This is a genomic window from Defluviicoccus vanus (assembly GCF_014672695.1).
GTDB classification, from domain to species: Bacteria; Pseudomonadota; Alphaproteobacteria; order Rhodospirillales; family Defluviicoccaceae; genus Defluviicoccus; species Defluviicoccus vanus.
Window position 1 is genome coordinate 2,760,954 of record NZ_CP053923.1, and the last position, 16,208, is coordinate 2,777,161.

A 16,208-nucleotide genomic window follows, 5' to 3' on the forward strand; every position below is an offset into this window, starting at 1 on the left:
GTTGCGGAGAGAACCGGAGATGCTCCGACCCGCTGCCGCGCCGGCTTCGCTCACTACCGTTATCTTCGATGTGGGCGGGGTGCTGCTCGATTGGAACCCGCGGTATCTCTACCGCCAACTGATCGCTGACGCGGCGGTGATGGAGGATTTCCTCGCCCGCGTCTGTACGCCGGACTGGAACCATCGTCAGGACGAAGGGCGTTCCTTCGCCGACGCGGTGGCCGAGCGCACCGCCTTGTTCCCGGAACATGCCGCACTCATCGCCGCCTATGATCAGCGTTGGGACGAGATGGTCCAGGGTGCAATCGAACACACCGTCCAGCTGCTTTACCAACTCAAGGAACGTGGGGTGCGGTTGCTGGCGCTCACCAACTTCTCGACGGAGAAGCTGCCGCAGATGCTGCAGCGCTATCCGTTCTTTGCCTGCTTCGAGGCGATGGTGGTGTCGGGCGAAGTGGGGATCGCCAAGCCCGACCCACGGATTTTCGCTCACCTCATCGCCGTCTGCGGACTGCAGCCGGGCGACTGTCTGTTCATCGACGATGTGCCGGCAAACGTTGCCGCGGCGCAAGACGCCGGCTTGCATGCCATCCGCTTTACCACTGCTGCGGCGCTGACAGTCTCCCTGCGCGAATATGGAATTCTGGAGTCTTGATTTCACGAAGTGTGAGATACTTTTCGGGCGGCTCTGCGTTCGGGCGTTGATTGCACTCTATAGCCACGCTACGTGATCGTCGGAGCGCTGTGCGAACCTCAAAGGGAGGGGCGAGCCGCTTGCCGGGTCCAGGCGCAGACGGCCCGATGCGAGATCGTTCCTCCGGCCAAGCGCGCAGCCTCATGACAGAAGCGTCGTCGGCACTTGTTGATGAAATGGATACCAGGACCTTGGACNCAGGCGGCTTCCGGTATGCCGGACGCAACGGTGAGGCACGTACGGCCGATGCTCTGTCGCGTGGTGGCGATTGAGGAAGCCACGGTTCACATTCGCATCGTGCGGCTGGAGGTTGTCGGCGGCGGACCATTCCGCTTTACCGCCGGCCAATATGCGCGCGTGACGTTCGGCGAACAGCGTCCGCGCGAATACTCGATGGCCAACTGCCCCGACGACGACATCATCGAGTTTCATGTTCGCCACGCTAGCACCAGCGGCGCCAGTGCCTATGTTGCACAGCGACTGCGGGTGGGCGACGAGGTAAGGGTCGAGGGCCCCTTCGGCCATGCTTGGCTGCGGCAGGATCACCGCGGGCCGCTTCTCGCCATCGCCGGCGGCTCGGGGCTGGCGCCGATGAAGTCTATTGTCGAGACCGCGGTCCGCCACCACGTCTGCGACGATATCTATTTTTATGTGGGGGCCCGCGACGAAGCCGACCTGTATCTGGAGCAGCGGTTCTGCACCCTGGCTGCTGCGTTTCCAGGTTTGCGCCTGGTCTCAGCCCTCTCCGAGCCGGTGGCGTCAACGCTTCGGCGGCTGGGCACGGTGATCGAGGCGGTCGACGCCGACATCAAGAGCTGTGTCGGGATGAAGGCCTACGTCGCCGGTCCGCCGGCGATGGTGAATGCGGCGGTGCAGCTCCTTCTGGCGCGCGGACTGAATCCTGAGGATCTGCATTCGGACCTGTTCGATCCGACCCTCATCACCGGCCGGGAGATGGGCAAGGCAGGCCAGAGCGACGGACTCTAAGCGACGGCCTCTCATCGCGTCCCCCCGTATGCAAAGAAGCCGGCGGAGAAGGTGCGGCAATGCCAAGCGCACCTTGGGCCAGTTTTCGGCCGGTCAACTGATCGCCATCACCGAGCATCACCGTCAGACGCCAAAACAAAACACGGTGAGGCGAAGTTTCGCTTGCGGCCGATTCTTGAGCTCAGCATGCTGCACGGTTGTTTCGACGTTCTGGCTGACACCGCAGGTGAGAAGGGCTTTTGTGTTCGCAGGGCGATTGTCAACCGCCAATATTGCTGGGGCGCTTTGTAGAAACGCCTTTGGTTTCAACCCATTCTCTCATATAATTAGTACATATCAACACTGAGGTGCGCGATGGGACGGTCGGGGCGCGAGTTGGTGAGAATCTGGGCGGCGACCACGCAGCAATGGGTGCGGTGCGCCGTCGTCATCGCCGATTGTTATACGTCGGCCATGGATCCGCGTCCTGATCTCGCGATTCCGGCCAAGACCATCAAGGGCCCTTATTGCTGGTGGTGGTAGGGCAGGTCGTACCATCTGACCACGCCGCCACATTACCGCCGATGCCTGCGGCAGAGTCCAGGGCTGCCGCTGCAGGCGTGCCACCGCAGTTCGCGGTCATCCTTTGAGCTTTTCTTCCGCTTTCCCTCCTGGCGACAACGGTCAGCGTACGCCGTAGGTCGATGGTTCGCTGGTCAGCTCCATGCTCAATGACGTTGATTTCAGCGGGTGGCAGCGCGTTCGCGTCCATGCCCTGCTCGCAGGCAAGCGCATCGACCTAAAAGCGCTCAGCAACGACAGCCGTGCCGCAATGCCGTTGGCGATCCGCGCCGGTGCGGCAGGGATCGCCGTGTTGTTCCGTTACGGTGTCGTCGTCATGTTCAACCTGCAGCAAATCGAGGAGGCGGCGTTTATCAAGAGCCTGCAGGCGGTTGTCGACGAACCTCTGGCCAATCCTGAAACTGAGGAAACGGCGATCAGCGTCGATGCTGCGGCGGAGGAACGGGTCGGTGCCGACGGTATCGTTTACCTGCGGCTGCTGTCGGTTCCTCGCCTTCTCCTGCTCGCCGATGTGCTCGCCAAGAGTGTCATCCTCGCCTTTGACGAGAGCCGGGTGGCGCAAGTCTTCGAGCGCATCGAACCTGTTGCTGAATCGCTGCAGAAGACCGGCGGCCGGCGGCTTCCCGCCCGCCAGTTGCTGGAGCACATCGGCGACGTGCTGATCACCCAGCATCGGATGGTCGGCCGGGTGGAAGTGACGGAGAAGCCGGAACTGCTGTGGGATCGTCCGGAACTGGATCGCCTCTACCGACACCTGCAGAAGGAGTATGAACTGCCGGAGCGACACCGGGCGCTGAACCACAAGCTGGAACTTATTTCCCAGACGGCGACGACGGCTCTGGCACTGTTGGATGCGCGCCGCACGTTGCGGCTCGAGTGGTACGTCATCGGGCTGATCTTCATCGAAATCGTGCTGACGCTTTACCAGATGGCGGTGGGCCGCCACTAGGCGAAGCCCGCGGCCGCGTGGCTCTGCCGGTTGACCGGTCCTGCATCCCCCGGTTGGGAGCCGTCCTGCCCGGAATCCGGCCAAGGTTCGCCTCGGGGCAGTGAACGCAGGAGATGAATTCGCCGCCTCCGCTCGAAAGCCGCTGTGTGATCGTTAATCGCAGGTTATAAATACATCTTGGGGAGGTGCGCGCCACCGGCCGCACGAGCAACGCGAAACGACACCGAACCATCCTAGGAGGTACCATGAAGCACTCCATCCTCGCCTCTGCGGCGGCCCTGGTCGCCTTGGCGGCGGGCGCACCCGCGGCGCACGCAGGTGCCACGTTCGACGCTGTCAAGGCACGTGGCACTCTTGTCTGCGGCGTTCATACCGCCCTCTATGGTTTCGGTGCGCCGGACGACAAGGGCGTCTGGCGCGGTCTCGACGTGGATATGTGCNNCCGTGCCGTCGCCGCTGCCGTGTTCGGCGATGCCAGCAAGGTGAAATACGTTCCGCTGAGTGCCCAGGCGCGGCTGACCGCGCTGCAGTCGGGCGAAATCGACATGCTGTCGCGCAACACCACCTGGACGTTGACGCGGGCGACCGCCAATGGCCTCAGTTTTGCGCCGGTCAACTACTATGACGGTCAGGGCTTCATGGTGGCGAAGAAGCTGGGCGTCAGCAGCGCCAAGCAATTGAACGGTGCCACCATCTGCGTGCAGACGGGAACGACGACCGAACTCAACCTCGCCGACTTCTTCCGCGCGACCAAAATGGAAATGAAGCCGGTCACCATCGAGAAATACGAGGAAGTGACCTCCGCCTTCTTCGCCGGCCGCTGTGACGCGATCACCTCGGATGCTTCACAGCTAGCGGCGGTACGCGCCAACGACGCCCCCAATGCCGATGACTATATCATTCTGCCGGAGATGATCTCGAAGGAGCCGTTGGCTCCGGCGGTGCGCCAAGGCGACGACCAATGGCGCAACCTCGTCACATGGTCGATCTACGCCATGATCGAGGCGGAAGAGAAAGGCATCACCGCGGCCAATGTCGAGGAGATGACGAAAGCCGCCGACCCCAACGTTAAGCGTTTCCTCGGCGTGACGCCCGGCTTCGGCCAGGCCCTCGGCGTTGACGAAAAGTGGGCCTATAACATCATCAAGCAGGTGGGAAACTACGGCGAGAGCTTCGATCGTAACGTTGGCATGGGCTCAAAGCTCAAACTGGCCCGCGGATTGAATGCGCAATGGCTGAACGGTGGCCTGATGTATTCGCCGCCATTCCGTTAAGAGTCTTAAGCAACCCACCCGCTGCCCTTGCATCGGGGCGGCGGGTTTGTCCGGGCAATGTTGGCCATGTCGCAATCCCTGCCCGCCACCCCCGCTGCCGCACGAGTCGCCTGGTGGAACGATGCGCGCATCCGCGCCGTCATTGCCCAGGTGGCCGTCCTCGGCGGGGATCCTGCTTGTTGCCTATCTCGTCTCCAATACCCTCGCCAACCTGGAGACGCGCAACATTGCCACCGGCTTCGGGTTTCTGCAGCGGGAGGCCGGGTTCGGGATCAGTGAATCGGCCATTCCCTACAATCCCGCCAACACCTACTTCCGCGCCCTAGCGGTCGGCGTCTTCAACACGCTGAAGGTCGCTGTTGTCGGCATCATCCTCGCGACATTCATCGGCATTCTCGCCGGCGTTGCCCGGCTGTCGCGCAACTGGCTGGTGGCGCGCCTGGCCACCTGTTACGTGGAGGGACTGCGCAATATCCCGGTGCTGCTGCAGTTGTTCTTCTGGTATGCGCTGATCACCGAAGGCCTGCCCGGGCCGCGGCAGGCGCTTAACCCCCTCCCGGGGATCTTTCTTTCGGCGCGCGGCCTCAAGCTGCCCGAGCCGGTTTGGCAGACTACCCACGCAGTGATGCTGGTCGTCTTCCTCGTTGCCATTGCCGTTGCCTGGGCTATTGGCCGCTGGGCGAAGCTGCGCCAGGATCGCTCCGGACAGGTCTTCCCGACCCTGCCGGTTAGCCTGGGCTTGATTATCGGCCTGCCGTTCCTCGTCTGGCTGCTTGGCGGCGCGCCAATGGCGCTGGACGTACCGGCATTGCAGGGCTTCAATTTTGTCGGCGGGGTGACGATTACCCCCGAGTTTACTGCGCTCCTCGTCGGCCTCGTCCTCTACACCGCCACCTTTATCGCCGAGATCGTTCGTGGCGGCATCCTTGCGGTGGCGCACGGACAGACCGAGGCGGGGTTGGCGCTCGGGCTGTCGCGGGGCCAGGTGCTGCGGCTGGTCACCCTGCCGCAGGCGATGCGGGTGATCATCCCGCCGCTGACCAGTCAGTACCTCAATTTGACCAAGAACTCGTCGCTCGCCGTCGCCATCGGCTTTCCGGATCTGGTCAGCGTCGCCAACACCGCCATCAACCAGACCGGTCAGGCGGTGGAAGGGGTGGCGATCATCATGGCGGTCTACCTCACCGTCAGCCTCTCCATCTCCACTTTCATGAACTGGTACAACCGCCGCATCGCGGTAAAGGGCGGCCGATGAGCGAGCGACCAAAGGACGATCGCCCCAGAAACGACACCCCACCGGAACAGCCGGCACAGCCGATGTCTGGCGACCAGCCACAGCAGGAGCCACCCTTCGAGGAGACGCCGGACGAGATCTTTGCCCGTGAGGAAGAGCCGGTGGAGGCGATCGCCGCCCAGCCTTCCCCGCAGCAGCAAGCACCGGGCCTGCTGCGGGTGCTCACCGGCTGGGCGCGGGAGAACCTGTTCTCCAGCGCCGGCAACACCCTCCTCACCCTGCTGTGCCTGTGGTTGCTGTGGGTGGCGGTGCCGCCCTTCGTCCAGTGGGCGTTCACCGGTGCCATCTGGTCCACCGCCGATCCGGCGCTGTGCCGCACCGCGGAGGGCGCCTGTTGGGCGTTCATCCACGACAAATACCGTTTTATCTTCTTCGGCCTCTATCCCTACACCGAGCAATGGCGGCCGGTGCTGGCGATGGCGCTATTCATCGTGCTCATCGCCATCAGTTGCTATCCGCCCTTCTGGCGCTGGTGGTTGGCCCTCGCTTGGCCGCTGGTGCTGATCAGTTGCGCCGTGCTGATGTGGGGCGGTGTTCTTGGCCTTACCTTTGTCCCCACCGATGCCTGGGGCGGCCTGCCGCTGACGCTGATCCTCGCCGCTGTCGGTATGATCGGCTCGTTTCCGATGGCGATTCTGCTGGCGCTCGGCCGCCGCTCGGAGCTGCCGGCGATCCGCGCCGTCTGCGTCGGCTTCATCGAATTCGTCCGCGGCGTGCCGCTGATCAGCGTGCTGTTCATGGCCTCGGTCATGTTCCCGCTGTTCCTGCCGGAAGGGGTGACGGTCAACAAGCTGCTGCGCGCCCAGGTGGGTATCATCCTGTTTACCGCTGCCTACCTCGCCGAAGCGGTCCGCGGCGGCCTGCAGGCGGTGCCGCGCGGCCAGTACGAAGCGGCGGATGCGCTCGGCCTCGGCTACTGGCAGAAGACGGGCCTGATCGTCCTGCCGCAGGCGCTGAAGGTGGCGATCCCGCCGCTGGTCAACCAGTTCATCAGCATGTTCAAGGACACCTCGCTGGTCATCATCATCGGCCTGTTCGATCTGTTGACGACAGCGAAGACGGCGCTGGCCGACCCGCAGTGGCGGCCGTTTTTCATCGAGAGCTACGCCTTCGTGGCGCTGATCTACTGGTCCTTCTGCTTCTTTATGTCGCGCTACAGCCTGTTTATTGAGCGACGACTGGCCGTCGGCCACAAGCGGGCCTGAGGGCTGCGGATGTGAGGCGGCNNGGTTGAGCGGCTTGAACCTGCCGCGCTACCGGCGGACGCGTGAGACGATCAAGGAGGCAACACCGTGGCTACAGTTCCCAGTTCCCCCGCCGCCGCCCAGCCGCGGCTCGACGAGCCGCCGGTTATCGTCCTCGACGGTGTCCACNNATGGTGGTATGGCGCCTTTCACGTCCTGCAGGACGTGAGCCTGAACGTGGCGCGCGGCGAGCGGGTGGTGGTCTGCGGCCCATCCGGCTCCGGCAAGTCGACGATGATCCGCTGCATCAACGCGCTGGAGCGACACCAGCAGGGGCGCATCGCCGTCGATGGAGTGGAACTCACCAACGACGTCCGCTCGGTGGAGCGCATCCGCCAGGACGTCGGCATGGTTTTCCAGCAGTTCAACCTGTTCCCGCACTTAAGCGTCCTCGACAATCTGATCCTGGCACCGGTCTGGGTAAAGAAAACGCCGAAGAAGGAAGCCATCGCCACCGCCATGGAACTGCTGGCGCGGGTGCGGATCCCCGAGCAGGCGTCGAAGTACCCGGGCCAGCTCTCCGGCGGCCAGCAGCAACGGGTCGCCATCGCCCGGGCGCTATGCCTGAAGCCCTCGATCATGCTGTTCGACGAGCCCACCAGCGCCCTCGATCCGGAGATGATCAAGGANGTCCTCGACGTGATGGTGGAACTGGCCGAGGCGGGGATGACGATGATCTGCGTCACCCACGAAATGGGCTTCGCCCGCACCGTCGGCAACACGATGGTGTTCATGGACGGCGGCCAAATTATAGAGAAGGCGCCGCCAAGCGAATTCTTCACCAATCCAAGATCAGACCGGACGCAGAAGTTCTTGGGGCAGATCTTGAAGCATTAGTGACATCGTAGGCGGTTACTTTAAGCCCATGAGGTGTTTGCTGCTACGTGAGTTCCCGTATTTTACGGTCAACCATTCGTTCAAGGCGAAGTACTTGGCGAACAATGTGCTTTGACCCCAACGCCTTTGAAGAGCGACGTGCGTATGATGAAAAATTGCGCACACCCACCGGGTAGAACCCTCAGGAATCCCCTCATTTTGAGTTTTGATACGGATCAATGGGTTGCTACGGATGAGCTTTGCGGCGGCGGTCGGTTATGCAGGGTGAGAGGAAGGTTTCGAGGGTTGGGGTGGGGAAGTGAACGGGGTAGCGCGTCCTGAGTTTCGTTTGACCGACGTTCGTCGGTTTCTTGATGGGGTTTTCGCGGGGCATGTTCACGCCAAACGGATCGCGTCGCTGGCCAACGGCACGCTGGGGGTGATGACCGGTGCGTCGCTGGCGGTTTCGATGATCGGCCATGCGTTGGCGCAGGCGCGGGGATTGCTGACCAAGCATGCGGTCAAACAGGTCGACAGGCTGCTGAGCAACGCCGGCGTCTCCGTCTGGGAGATGTTCGGGCAATGGGTTCCGGAGGCGGTTGGCGGCCGCAAGGAAATCGTCGTCGCCATGGACTGGACCGATTTCGACGCCGACGGGCAGGCGACGCTGGCGCTCAATCTGGTGACCGGGCACGGCCGGGCGACGCCGCTGTTGTGGCTGACGATGCTGAAGGCGGAACTGGCGGGCCAGCGCAACGCCATCGAGGATGCGTGTCTCGGCCGCCTTGCCGGGGTGTTGCCGGCGGGGACGACGGCGACGATCCTCGCCGACCGCGGCTTCGGCGACCGCAAACTGTTCGATTATCTGACGAAATTGGGCTTCGCCTATGTCATCCGGTTCCGCGGCGACATCCGCGTCGACGCCGCCGACGGAGAAAGCCGGGCGGCGGCCGAGTGGGTCGGAAACCTCAGCTACCGGATACCCACGCTCGGTGATCTGGGCCACCGCATCACGCTTGAACTCATCACTGAAATTGGGCTTCCCCATCGTCGTCTCCTGTCCTCAAAATTAGGATAGAAGGCGTCCAGAAATCTAGGGGCTATTCACTTGAGCGGTGCACCGCCTTCGCCCCGGTAGACGGTCACCAGATCGGCAACTGCGTCGCGGACCCAGTGGCGGAGCGGCACTGGCACCGTTCCCAGCAGATCCCAGCCGCGTGCCCTGCCGCGCTCGATGCTGGCGTCGCCGAACGGCCCCAGGGCCGGCTCGATGCTGGAGGAAGGGGCGACATCGAGGACAAGACTCGAGCCGACGTTCATCACGTTCATTGCATTTCCTCCCGGCAGACGGCGCGTTGGCGGCGAAGGCTGAATTCGATCACGTGGCCGAGAACCTCGGCTTGTTCCAGGCCCCAACGGGAGGCAGCCAGGCAGATGGCGCCGCTGCGGCCGATGTGGCAGCAAAGGTTGAATTCCAGAAACACGCGCTGGCCGCTATTCGGATCGACGCGGTAATCCATGCGGAAATAGTCCATGGGGCCGGTCGCCGCCCACAGCGCGGCCACGTCGTCCTGCATCGCCGCTTCGCCCGGAGCGGCGTCGAGGAGTTCGTAGCCGAGGGGATCATCGCGCTTGAGATGCTCGGTGATGATGCTGCCCGGCTGGTCGGACCGCGGCCGAACCACCCCAAGGACGATCGGTTGCGTTCCCCCCAGTACCGGCACGGTCAGATCGACGCCGGGAGCGAAGGTCTCGACCAGCACCGGCCGGCCGCGCTCAAGCAGACTCGACGCCACTCGGGCACCGCCGCTCCAATCGTCCTGGATCGAGTCGGCGCTGATTCCTTCGGACGCGGCGCCGAACCGGCATTTGACGAAGTAAGGCCCGGGGAAGGAGGGGGGCACCGCCAGGTCATCCAGAACGGCATAGACTGCGCCAGCCGCCACCGGAATTCCGAGCGCCCGCGCCGTCAGCTTGGTCAGCCACTTGTCCTCGGCCAGGGCGCGGATGTTGGGAGGAGCGCCGACGCAAGGAAGACCCAGGAACGTGCACAAGGATGGAATGACGATCTCCGGATGCGCGACCGGCATGCGGTTGTAGAGGGAAAAGACCAGATCGGTTCCCCCGGCCATCCCCAGCAGGGCCAGGGGGTGATTGGCGGTGCGCACGGGATAGCCAAGGCCGGTCAGCACCTGCCACACCCGGTGGTAATAGGCAGGATAGCCGCCGTCGCCGGGAAACGATCGGCACAGATACGCCGGCTCCTCCGGCACATGGCGGGCCATGAACAGGATGCGCGTCGCCGGGCTTGCCGGCGGTCGCATCAGCAGATCGGAAACGGAGGGCGTGTCCATCTCGGGCGCTTTCCTGAACCACAGCCGTTGAACGGTAATGGCTCAGACGCAAGAGCGGTGCCAACCGTTTTGCGGCTTTCCTTTGGGTTTTCCGTCTGTTTTCGTACTGAATAGTACGAAGTACCGCTCTCGGTGATTATTTTGGTCCGATTTAATATCGAAGCCACATCACTTGGCCGTGCGGTAAGATTTCGGCGACGGCGTTTTGCGATGAGCGTGCTACGCAGCCGTTGCCGAACATCGGCCTCTGGAGGGAGCGCGGCGTGCATGACCGGTCGCCTCGCATCCCGGAGCACGCGCCATGGCAAACGGCGGGTCGTTCAATAGATCGCGGCGATCAGCGGAGGCGGGCGATGCGTTCCTCGATCTCGTCCAGCTCGCGCCGGGCAGCGCGGAAGTCGGCCAGGGAGACGCACTCGCCGGAGGCGAGCCGGCAGACCTCGTATAAGGCTTTGCGGCGCCGCTGCATCCGCGCCCGACGGAATTCGATTTCTTCTTCGATCGCGGCGATGTGCGTGCATGCCTGGGTATACCGCTCCTCGCGCCGGTTCATCGTCTCGGCCTGCAGGACGCGGTTCCGCCAGCGCTTCCACTCCGCCAGCGCCATCCGAAGCTCTTCCTCGTCGATCTCGTTCAAGCTCTCAGCCGTCATGTGGCTCGCCTTCCTTCACGCCAGACCCACAAACCGGACGACCCGCGCGCCAATTCGGCGCTCCCTCACATGGGGGTATAATGACCTCGTTGACCCTCTCGAAAAGATAGTCCTCTGTGTGTCGCTGACGCAAGACTTGCGCTGCGGGGAGCCCCGGTGCCGGTGCTTACACCAGCCAGACGCGCGGCAATTGCCGCGGCAGTCCGCCGACGAGCGCCCGCATGGCACTCCAGCAGCCGAGCACGGCCTGGCGCAATAGCCGTGCATCAGTGGCAAGGCCACGGATGACGAGCAGGCCGTTGACGCAGGAGAGACGGCGAGTCGCAATGACGATGCCGCCATCGCCGACGTCGCNCGAATCCTTGGTGTTGTCGGCGAGGTTGGCGACAATCGCTCGCACCGCTTCGAGATGGTTGGCGGCATCATCGGCGACATAAACCAGCGTTGCTGCGGCAACCGCCTTATCGAATGCCGCCGCGCGGTTGCGCAGGGCGGCGATATCGCCTTCGAGCCGAAGCGTGTCAGCCCAGGTCAGGCGCCCAGCGATGCGGATTTGCCAAGCATCGCGAAGATAGCCACGCGTCAGGCCCTCGCCGTGGGCGGTGCGACCGAAGACGACGACCTCGCCACCAAGGAATCGCGCTCCCGCATCGAGATCGACGATGGTACGCCGATCCAGTCGGCTGCCATCGAACAAAATCGTCTCTTGCGGCATCCACTCGAGCCAACCACCGTTGCCCACCCGCAAGACGACCGTGATGCGCGTATCGGCACCGGTGGAGCGATAGACTTTTTCCGCGGCCTGGGTGGTGACCATGGCGCAGGCGGCGTCCGCGGCATCGACCGCCACCTCGTAGACATCGCCGCCCACCATGCCGCCGCCGGTGGTAAGCAGCACCGCCTGCAGCACGCCGCAGGCCGGTTCTCGCGGGAACAGCAGCCGCAGCGGCGCCTTCTGCTCCAGGTCGATGAGACGGGTGGTTGCCCCGTAGCGGCCGGCGTCACCGACCAGGGTGAGCGAGGCGATACCGTGCACGCGCGATCTTTCCTGGTTGTGCCGCCGCTCAGACGGTGAGGTGGCGACGCACCTCTGTCTCGACCATCTCATCGCCGCGCCCGGAGGCGACGACTTCGCCCCGGTCCAGCACCACATACTCATCGGCGAGGTCGCGGGCAAACTCGAAGTACTGCTCAACCAGGAGGATCGCCATCGATCCGCGTTGCGCCAACTGGCGGATCACCCGTTCAATATCCTTAATGATCGACGGCTGAATGCCTTCCGTTGGCTCGTCGAGGACCAGCAGACGCGGCCGCGTTACCAAAGCGCGGGCGATCGCCAGCTGCTGCTGCTGGCCGCCGGAAAGATCGCCGCCGCGCCGGTACAGCATGTCACGCAGCACCGGGAACATCTCGAAGATCTCATCCGGGACGTGGCGGAGACTGCGGGCGACGGCGGCGAAGCCCGTCTGCAGGTTTTCCTCCACCGTCAGTAGTGGGAAGATCTCCCGTCCCTGCGGCACATAAGCGATGCCGCGCATCGCCCGCTTGTAGGGCGGCAGGCCGGTAATGTCTTCATTCTCCCAGCGGATGTGGCCGTTGCGGACTGGATGCTGGCCGACGATGGCGCGCAAGAGGCTGGTCTTGCCGACGCCGTTGCGGCCGAGCACGCAGGTGATCGCGTTGTCTTTCGCAGTAAGGTTTACCCGGCGGAGCGCTTGGCTCGCGCCGTAGTACAGGTCGATACCCTCGACGGTCAGCATGCTTCAGCGCCCCAGGTAGACTTCGATCACTTTTTGATTGGCCTGCACCTTGTCCAGCGAGCCTTCGGCAAGCACCGAGCCTTCGTGCAGGACGGTGACGTGCACGCCGAGGGCGCGGACGAAGACCATGTCGTGCTCGACGACGATGACCGTGTGCTTGCGGTTGATCTCCTTCAGCAGTTCCGCCGTTGCCGCGGTTTCGGCGTCGGTCATGCCTGCCGCCGGCTCGTCCACCAGGAGCACCTCGGGGTCCTGCATCAGCAGCATCCCCAGTTCGAGCCATTGTTTCTGACCGTGGGAGAGCGAGCCCGCCAGCGCCCAACGCTTCTCGAAGAGCGACACGGTCCGCAGCACCGATTCGATTCGGTCGCGCTGCTCGCTCGACAGCCGGAAGAACAAAGATTCGAACACACGGCGCTGGCCGGCAAGTGCCAGTTTGAGATTGTCGAAAACGCTCTGGCTCTCGAACACGGTCGGCTTCTGGAACTTGCGGCCGATGCCGAGGTTGGCGATCCGCGCTTCGTCCAGTTGCGTCAGGTCGATGTCGCCGTTGAAGTAGACATCGCCCGACTGCGGACGGGTCTTGCCGGTGATCACGTCCATCATCGTCGTCTTGCCGGCACCGTTGGGACCGATGATCGCCCGCATTTCGCCGGCGGTGATAAAGAGGCTGAGGCTGTTCAGCGCCTTGAAACCATCGAAGCTGACGGTCACACCGTTCAGGTAGAGCAGGGTGTCGCCGCGTTCCGGTGCCGCGTGCAGCGGCGGAATTGCCATGATCATTCTGCGGGCTCCCGGCTTGCGGTCACCGGCGTCTGCATGCGGCGCAGCCGCACNTTGGTTGCGGCCGATCCAGTCGTTGATGGTGCCGACCACGCCCTTCGGCAGGAACAAGGTGACGAAGATGAACAGTGCGCCCAAGCCAAACAGCCAGATTTCCGGGATCGCCCCGGTCAGGTATGTCTTGGCGTAGTTGACGAAGAAGGCGCCGAGGATCGCGCCATGCAGGGTGCCGCGGCCGCCGACCGCCACCCAGATGACGATTTCGATCGAATTGGCGGGAGCGAATTCGCCGGGGTTGATGATGCCAACCTGCGGGACGTAGAGCGCGCCGGCGATACCGGCGAGAACCGCAGAGACTACGAAAACCAGCAGCTTATAGTATTCCACCCGGTAGCCGAGGAAACGTGCCCGGCTTTCGGCGTCACGAATGGCGATCAGCACGTTGCCCAGACGCGAAGTGACAATCCAACGGCACAGCAGGTAGGCGAGTGCCAGCATCAGCGCCGAGGCGGCGAAAAGGGCGAGGCGGGTGCCGTCCGCCTGAATATCGAAGCCGAGAATATCCTTGAAATCGGTCAGTCCGTTGTTGCCGCCGAAGCCCATGTTGTTGCGGAAGAAGGCGAGCATCAGCGCGAAGGTCAGCGCTTGGCTGATGATGGAGAAATAAACGCCGGTCACGCGGGAGCGGAAGGCGAACCAGCCGAAAGCGAATGCCAGCAGCCCCGGCACCAGAACGACCATCAGGGCGGCAAACGCAAAGGAATCAAAGCCGTGCCAGTACCACGGCAGTTCCTTCCAATTGAGGAAGACCATGAAATCGGGGAGGATGGGATTACCGTAAACGCCCCGGTCGCCGATCTGGCGCATCAGGTACATCCCCATCGCATAGCCACCGAGGGCGAAGAAGGCGCCATGGCCGAGGCTGAGGATGCCGCAGAAGCCCCAGATCAAATCGATGCTGAGCGCCAGCAGCGCATAGCACAGGTACTTGCCCAGGAGAGTGACGAGATAAGTAGGCATATGCAGCGGCGAGTCTACCGGCAGCATGAGATTGAACAGCGGAATGGCGATAGCCGCAGCGAGGAGGAGCCCGACGGTGATGAAGGCTGTCCGTCGGCTGGTGCGAGCGAGCGAAAGACGCGTTGGTGCCGTGGGTTTCATTGTTCCACCGCCCGGCCTTTGGGGGCGAACAAACCCCGCGGGCGCTTCTGAATGAAAAGAATCAACGCCACGAGGACGAAGATCTTGCCGAGCACGGCGCCGGCGTAGGGCTCAAGCAGCTTGTTGACGAGACCGAGGCTGAACGCACCGATCAGCGTTCCCCACAGGTTGCCGACACCGCCGAAGACGACGACCATGAAGCTGTCGATGATGTAGCCCTGCCCCAGGTTGGGGCTGACGTTGTCGATTTGGCTCAGCGCCACCCCGGCGATGCCGGCGATACCGGAGCCGAGGCCGAAGGTCAGCGCATCGACGCGTCCGGTGGCGATACCCATGGAGGCGGCCATCCGCCGGTTCTGGGTGACGGCGCGCATTCTGAGGCCGAAGGAGGTCCCACGGATCAACGCCATCAGCAGACCGAAGACAAGCAGGCTGAAGACGATGATCCAGATACGGTTGTAGGTGAGGGTCAGCCCACCCACCAGTTCCAGATTGCCGCTCATCCACGAGGGATTGGCGACTTCCCGGTTGGTTGGCCCGAAAATCGAGCGCACCGCTTGCTGCAGGATCAGGCTGAGCCCCCAGGTGGCGAGCAGGGTCTCGAGCGGCCGGCCATACAGAAAGCGGATGATGCTGCGCTCGATGGCGATGCCGACGAGGCCGGTGACGACAAAGGCAAGCGGGATGGCAACGGCGATCGACCAGGGCAGCGCGCCCGGTGCATGGCTGCGAAACCACTCCTGGACGACAAAGGTGGTATAGGCGCCGATCATCACCAACTCGCCATGCGCCATGTTGATGACGCCCATGACGCCGAAGGTGATGGCGAGGCCGACCGCGGCCAGCAGCAGGACCGAGCCGAGACTGATGCCCTGGAACAGGTTGCTGACTGCCGACCAGACGGCGAGGCGTCCTTCGACGCTGGCGAGCGCCGTCGTTACCGCGGTTTGCACCGTCGGATCGGTCGTTTTCTCCGCCATGCTGGCGAGCAGTGAGCGCACGTCCGGATCTGCGAAGCCACCCAGCGTCTCGGCCGCGTTCACCCGTTCCGCGACGGGACCGTCGGCGTTGAGGGTGACTGCTGCCAGGGCGCGCTGAATGCGGGCCTTGGTGTCGGCGTTGGGTTCACGCTGCAAGGCCTGATGGAGCAGGGGAGNTTGCTGCGCATCAAGGGACTTGAAGATCGCATCCGCCGCCGCGGCGCGTTTGTCGGCGTCGGCGTTCAGCAGCATCAGTGAACCCAGTGCCGCGCGCAGCATGCCGCGCAGCCGATTATTGAGGATGACGGGATCGACCGATTGCCGCGGAACCTGGGTAATCTCCGCACCGGTGGTGGTGTCGTAGAGGATCAGGACCTGCCCACGCTCCTCGCCGATGGTTACCGTACGGTTATCGCCGTAGAGGTAGAGCCGGCCGTCCACCATCGCCTGCAGCACCGCTTCGGCACGCGGGTTACCGGACGCGGCGAGAACGCCCACCGCGTCGATCTTGTCCTGGAAGCTGCCCACGGCAAGACGCTGTACCTGAGCGGTGAAGTCGGATGATGGCGCCTCGGAGGCGCTGGCGCGCGCGTCGAGGCCGAGGAGCACGAGGCAGCTCACCAGAACGGCAAACGCCAGTCGTACGGTTGCGCGCGCCGTAGAAAGCGGCAGTCGCATCGTCGCACGAACCGGGGAGAC

14 protein-coding genes and 1 pseudogene are annotated in these 16,208 nt (G+C 63.6%); 7 read left to right on the forward strand and 8 right to left on the reverse strand.

The window, feature by feature from the left end:
• Positions 1-19: 19 nt before the first annotated feature.
• The 7 genes from HQ394_RS12470 (at position 20) to HQ394_RS12500 (ending at position 7,840) form a co-directional block, all read left to right on the forward strand.
• Positions 20-655 carry an HAD family hydrolase gene (locus HQ394_RS12470; RefSeq protein ID WP_190260534.1) on the forward strand — a complete coding sequence of 212 codons (636 nt, stop codon included), beginning with the start codon at positions 20-22 and terminating at the stop codon, positions 653-655.
• 252 nt (positions 656-907) lie between these two features.
• Positions 908-1,681, forward strand: coding sequence for an FAD-binding oxidoreductase (locus HQ394_RS12475; protein WP_190260535.1), 774 nt, complete (start codon positions 908-910; stop codon positions 1,679-1,681).
• Positions 1,682-2,384: 703 nt separating this feature from the next.
• Positions 2,385-3,191 carry an RMD1 family protein gene (locus HQ394_RS12480; RefSeq protein ID WP_190260536.1) on the forward strand — a complete coding sequence of 269 codons (807 nt, stop codon included), beginning with the start codon at positions 2,385-2,387 and terminating at the stop codon, positions 3,189-3,191.
• A 245-nt stretch (positions 3,192-3,436) separates the two neighbouring features.
• Positions 3,437-4,465 (forward strand): amino acid ABC transporter substrate-binding protein, encoded by a 1,029-nt coding sequence (locus tag HQ394_RS12485; RefSeq protein ID WP_190260537.1) that lies wholly within the window; start codon positions 3,437-3,439, stop codon positions 4,463-4,465.
• Positions 4,466-4,586: 121 nt separating this feature from the next.
• Entirely contained in the window at positions 4,587-5,720 is a 1,134-nt protein-coding gene (locus tag HQ394_RS12490) for an amino acid ABC transporter permease (protein WP_317628946.1), read from the forward strand.
• On the forward strand, positions 5,717-6,964 hold the full coding sequence (locus HQ394_RS12495) for an amino acid ABC transporter permease (protein WP_223291557.1): 1,248 nt from the start codon (positions 5,717-5,719) through the stop codon (positions 6,962-6,964). The genes HQ394_RS12490 and HQ394_RS12495 overlap by 4 nt, the downstream gene beginning before the upstream one ends.
• An 87-nt stretch (positions 6,965-7,051) precedes the next feature.
• Positions 7,052-7,840, forward strand: coding sequence for an amino acid ABC transporter ATP-binding protein (locus tag HQ394_RS12500; protein ID WP_190260538.1), 789 nt, complete (start codon positions 7,052-7,054; stop codon positions 7,838-7,840).
• A 928-nt stretch (positions 7,841-8,768) separates the two neighbouring features.
• Here the strand turns inward: HQ394_RS12500 and HQ394_RS12505 are convergent.
• The 8 genes and pseudogenes from HQ394_RS12505 to urtB form a co-directional block, all read right to left on the reverse strand.
• Positions 8,769-8,867, reverse strand: a pseudogene (locus HQ394_RS12505) (transposase); the annotation flags it as partial.
• A 56-nt stretch (positions 8,868-8,923) separates the two neighbouring features.
• Entirely contained in the window at positions 8,924-9,148 is a 225-nt protein-coding gene (locus HQ394_RS12510) for a hypothetical protein (RefSeq protein WP_190260539.1), read from the reverse strand.
• Positions 9,145-10,173 carry a D-alanine--D-alanine ligase family protein gene (locus HQ394_RS12515; protein ID WP_223291558.1) on the reverse strand — a complete coding sequence of 343 codons (1,029 nt, stop codon included), beginning with the start codon at positions 10,171-10,173 and terminating at the stop codon, positions 9,145-9,147. Before HQ394_RS12515 ends, HQ394_RS12510 begins: the two co-directional genes overlap by 4 nt.
• A 337-nt stretch (positions 10,174-10,510) precedes the next feature.
• Positions 10,511-10,810 carry a hypothetical protein gene (locus HQ394_RS12520; protein ID WP_190260540.1) on the reverse strand — a complete coding sequence of 100 codons (300 nt, stop codon included), beginning with the start codon at positions 10,808-10,810 and terminating at the stop codon, positions 10,511-10,513.
• Between the two features lie 181 nt (positions 10,811-10,991).
• The gene (locus HQ394_RS12525; protein WP_456151423.1) at positions 10,992-11,984 is read right to left on the reverse strand and encodes an urease accessory protein UreD; all 993 of its coding nucleotides are present in this window, start codon (positions 11,982-11,984) and stop codon (positions 10,992-10,994) included.
• The gene (urtE, locus tag HQ394_RS12530; protein ID WP_190260542.1) at positions 11,890-12,585 is read right to left on the reverse strand and encodes an urea ABC transporter ATP-binding subunit UrtE; all 696 of its coding nucleotides are present in this window, start codon (positions 12,583-12,585) and stop codon (positions 11,890-11,892) included. Before urtE ends, HQ394_RS12525 begins: the two co-directional genes overlap by 95 nt.
• Positions 12,586-12,588: 3 nt before the next feature.
• Positions 12,589-14,529 carry an urea ABC transporter permease subunit UrtC gene (urtC, locus tag HQ394_RS21570; protein WP_190260543.1) on the reverse strand — a complete coding sequence of 647 codons (1,941 nt, stop codon included), beginning with the start codon at positions 14,527-14,529 and terminating at the stop codon, positions 12,589-12,591.
• Positions 14,526-16,187 (reverse strand): urea ABC transporter permease subunit UrtB, encoded by a 1,662-nt coding sequence (urtB, locus tag HQ394_RS12540; protein WP_190263292.1) that lies wholly within the window; start codon positions 16,185-16,187, stop codon positions 14,526-14,528. Before urtB ends, urtC begins: the two co-directional genes overlap by 4 nt.
• Positions 16,188-16,208 lie beyond the last annotated feature (21 nt).

Coding starts and splice junctions, on each gene's coding strand:
- HQ394_RS12470 (WP_190260534.1), top strand. CDS start 20: ATGCTCCGACCCGCTGCCGCGCCGGCTTCGCTCACTACCGTTATCTTC.
- HQ394_RS12475 (WP_190260535.1), top strand. CDS start 908: ATGCCGGACGCAACGGTGAGGCACGTACGGCCGATGCTCTGTCGCGTG.
- HQ394_RS12480 (WP_190260536.1), top strand. CDS start 2,385: ATGCTCAATGACGTTGATTTCAGCGGGTGGCAGCGCGTTCGCGTCCAT.
- HQ394_RS12490 (WP_317628946.1), top strand. CDS start 4,587: ATGCGCGCATCCGCGCCGTCATTGCCCAGGTGGCCGTCCTCGGCGGGG.
- HQ394_RS12495 (WP_223291557.1), top strand. CDS start 5,717: ATGAGCGAGCGACCAAAGGACGATCGCCCCAGAAACGACACCCCACCG.
- HQ394_RS12510 (WP_190260539.1), bottom strand. CDS start 9,148: ATGAACGTGATGAACGTCGGCTCGAGTCTTGTCCTCGATGTCGCCCCT.
- HQ394_RS12515 (WP_223291558.1), bottom strand. CDS start 10,173: ATGGACACGCCCTCCGTTTCCGATCTGCTGATGCGACCGCCGGCAAGC.
- urtE (WP_190260542.1), bottom strand. CDS start 12,585: ATGCTGACCGTCGAGGGTATCGACCTGTACTACGGCGCGAGCCAAGCG.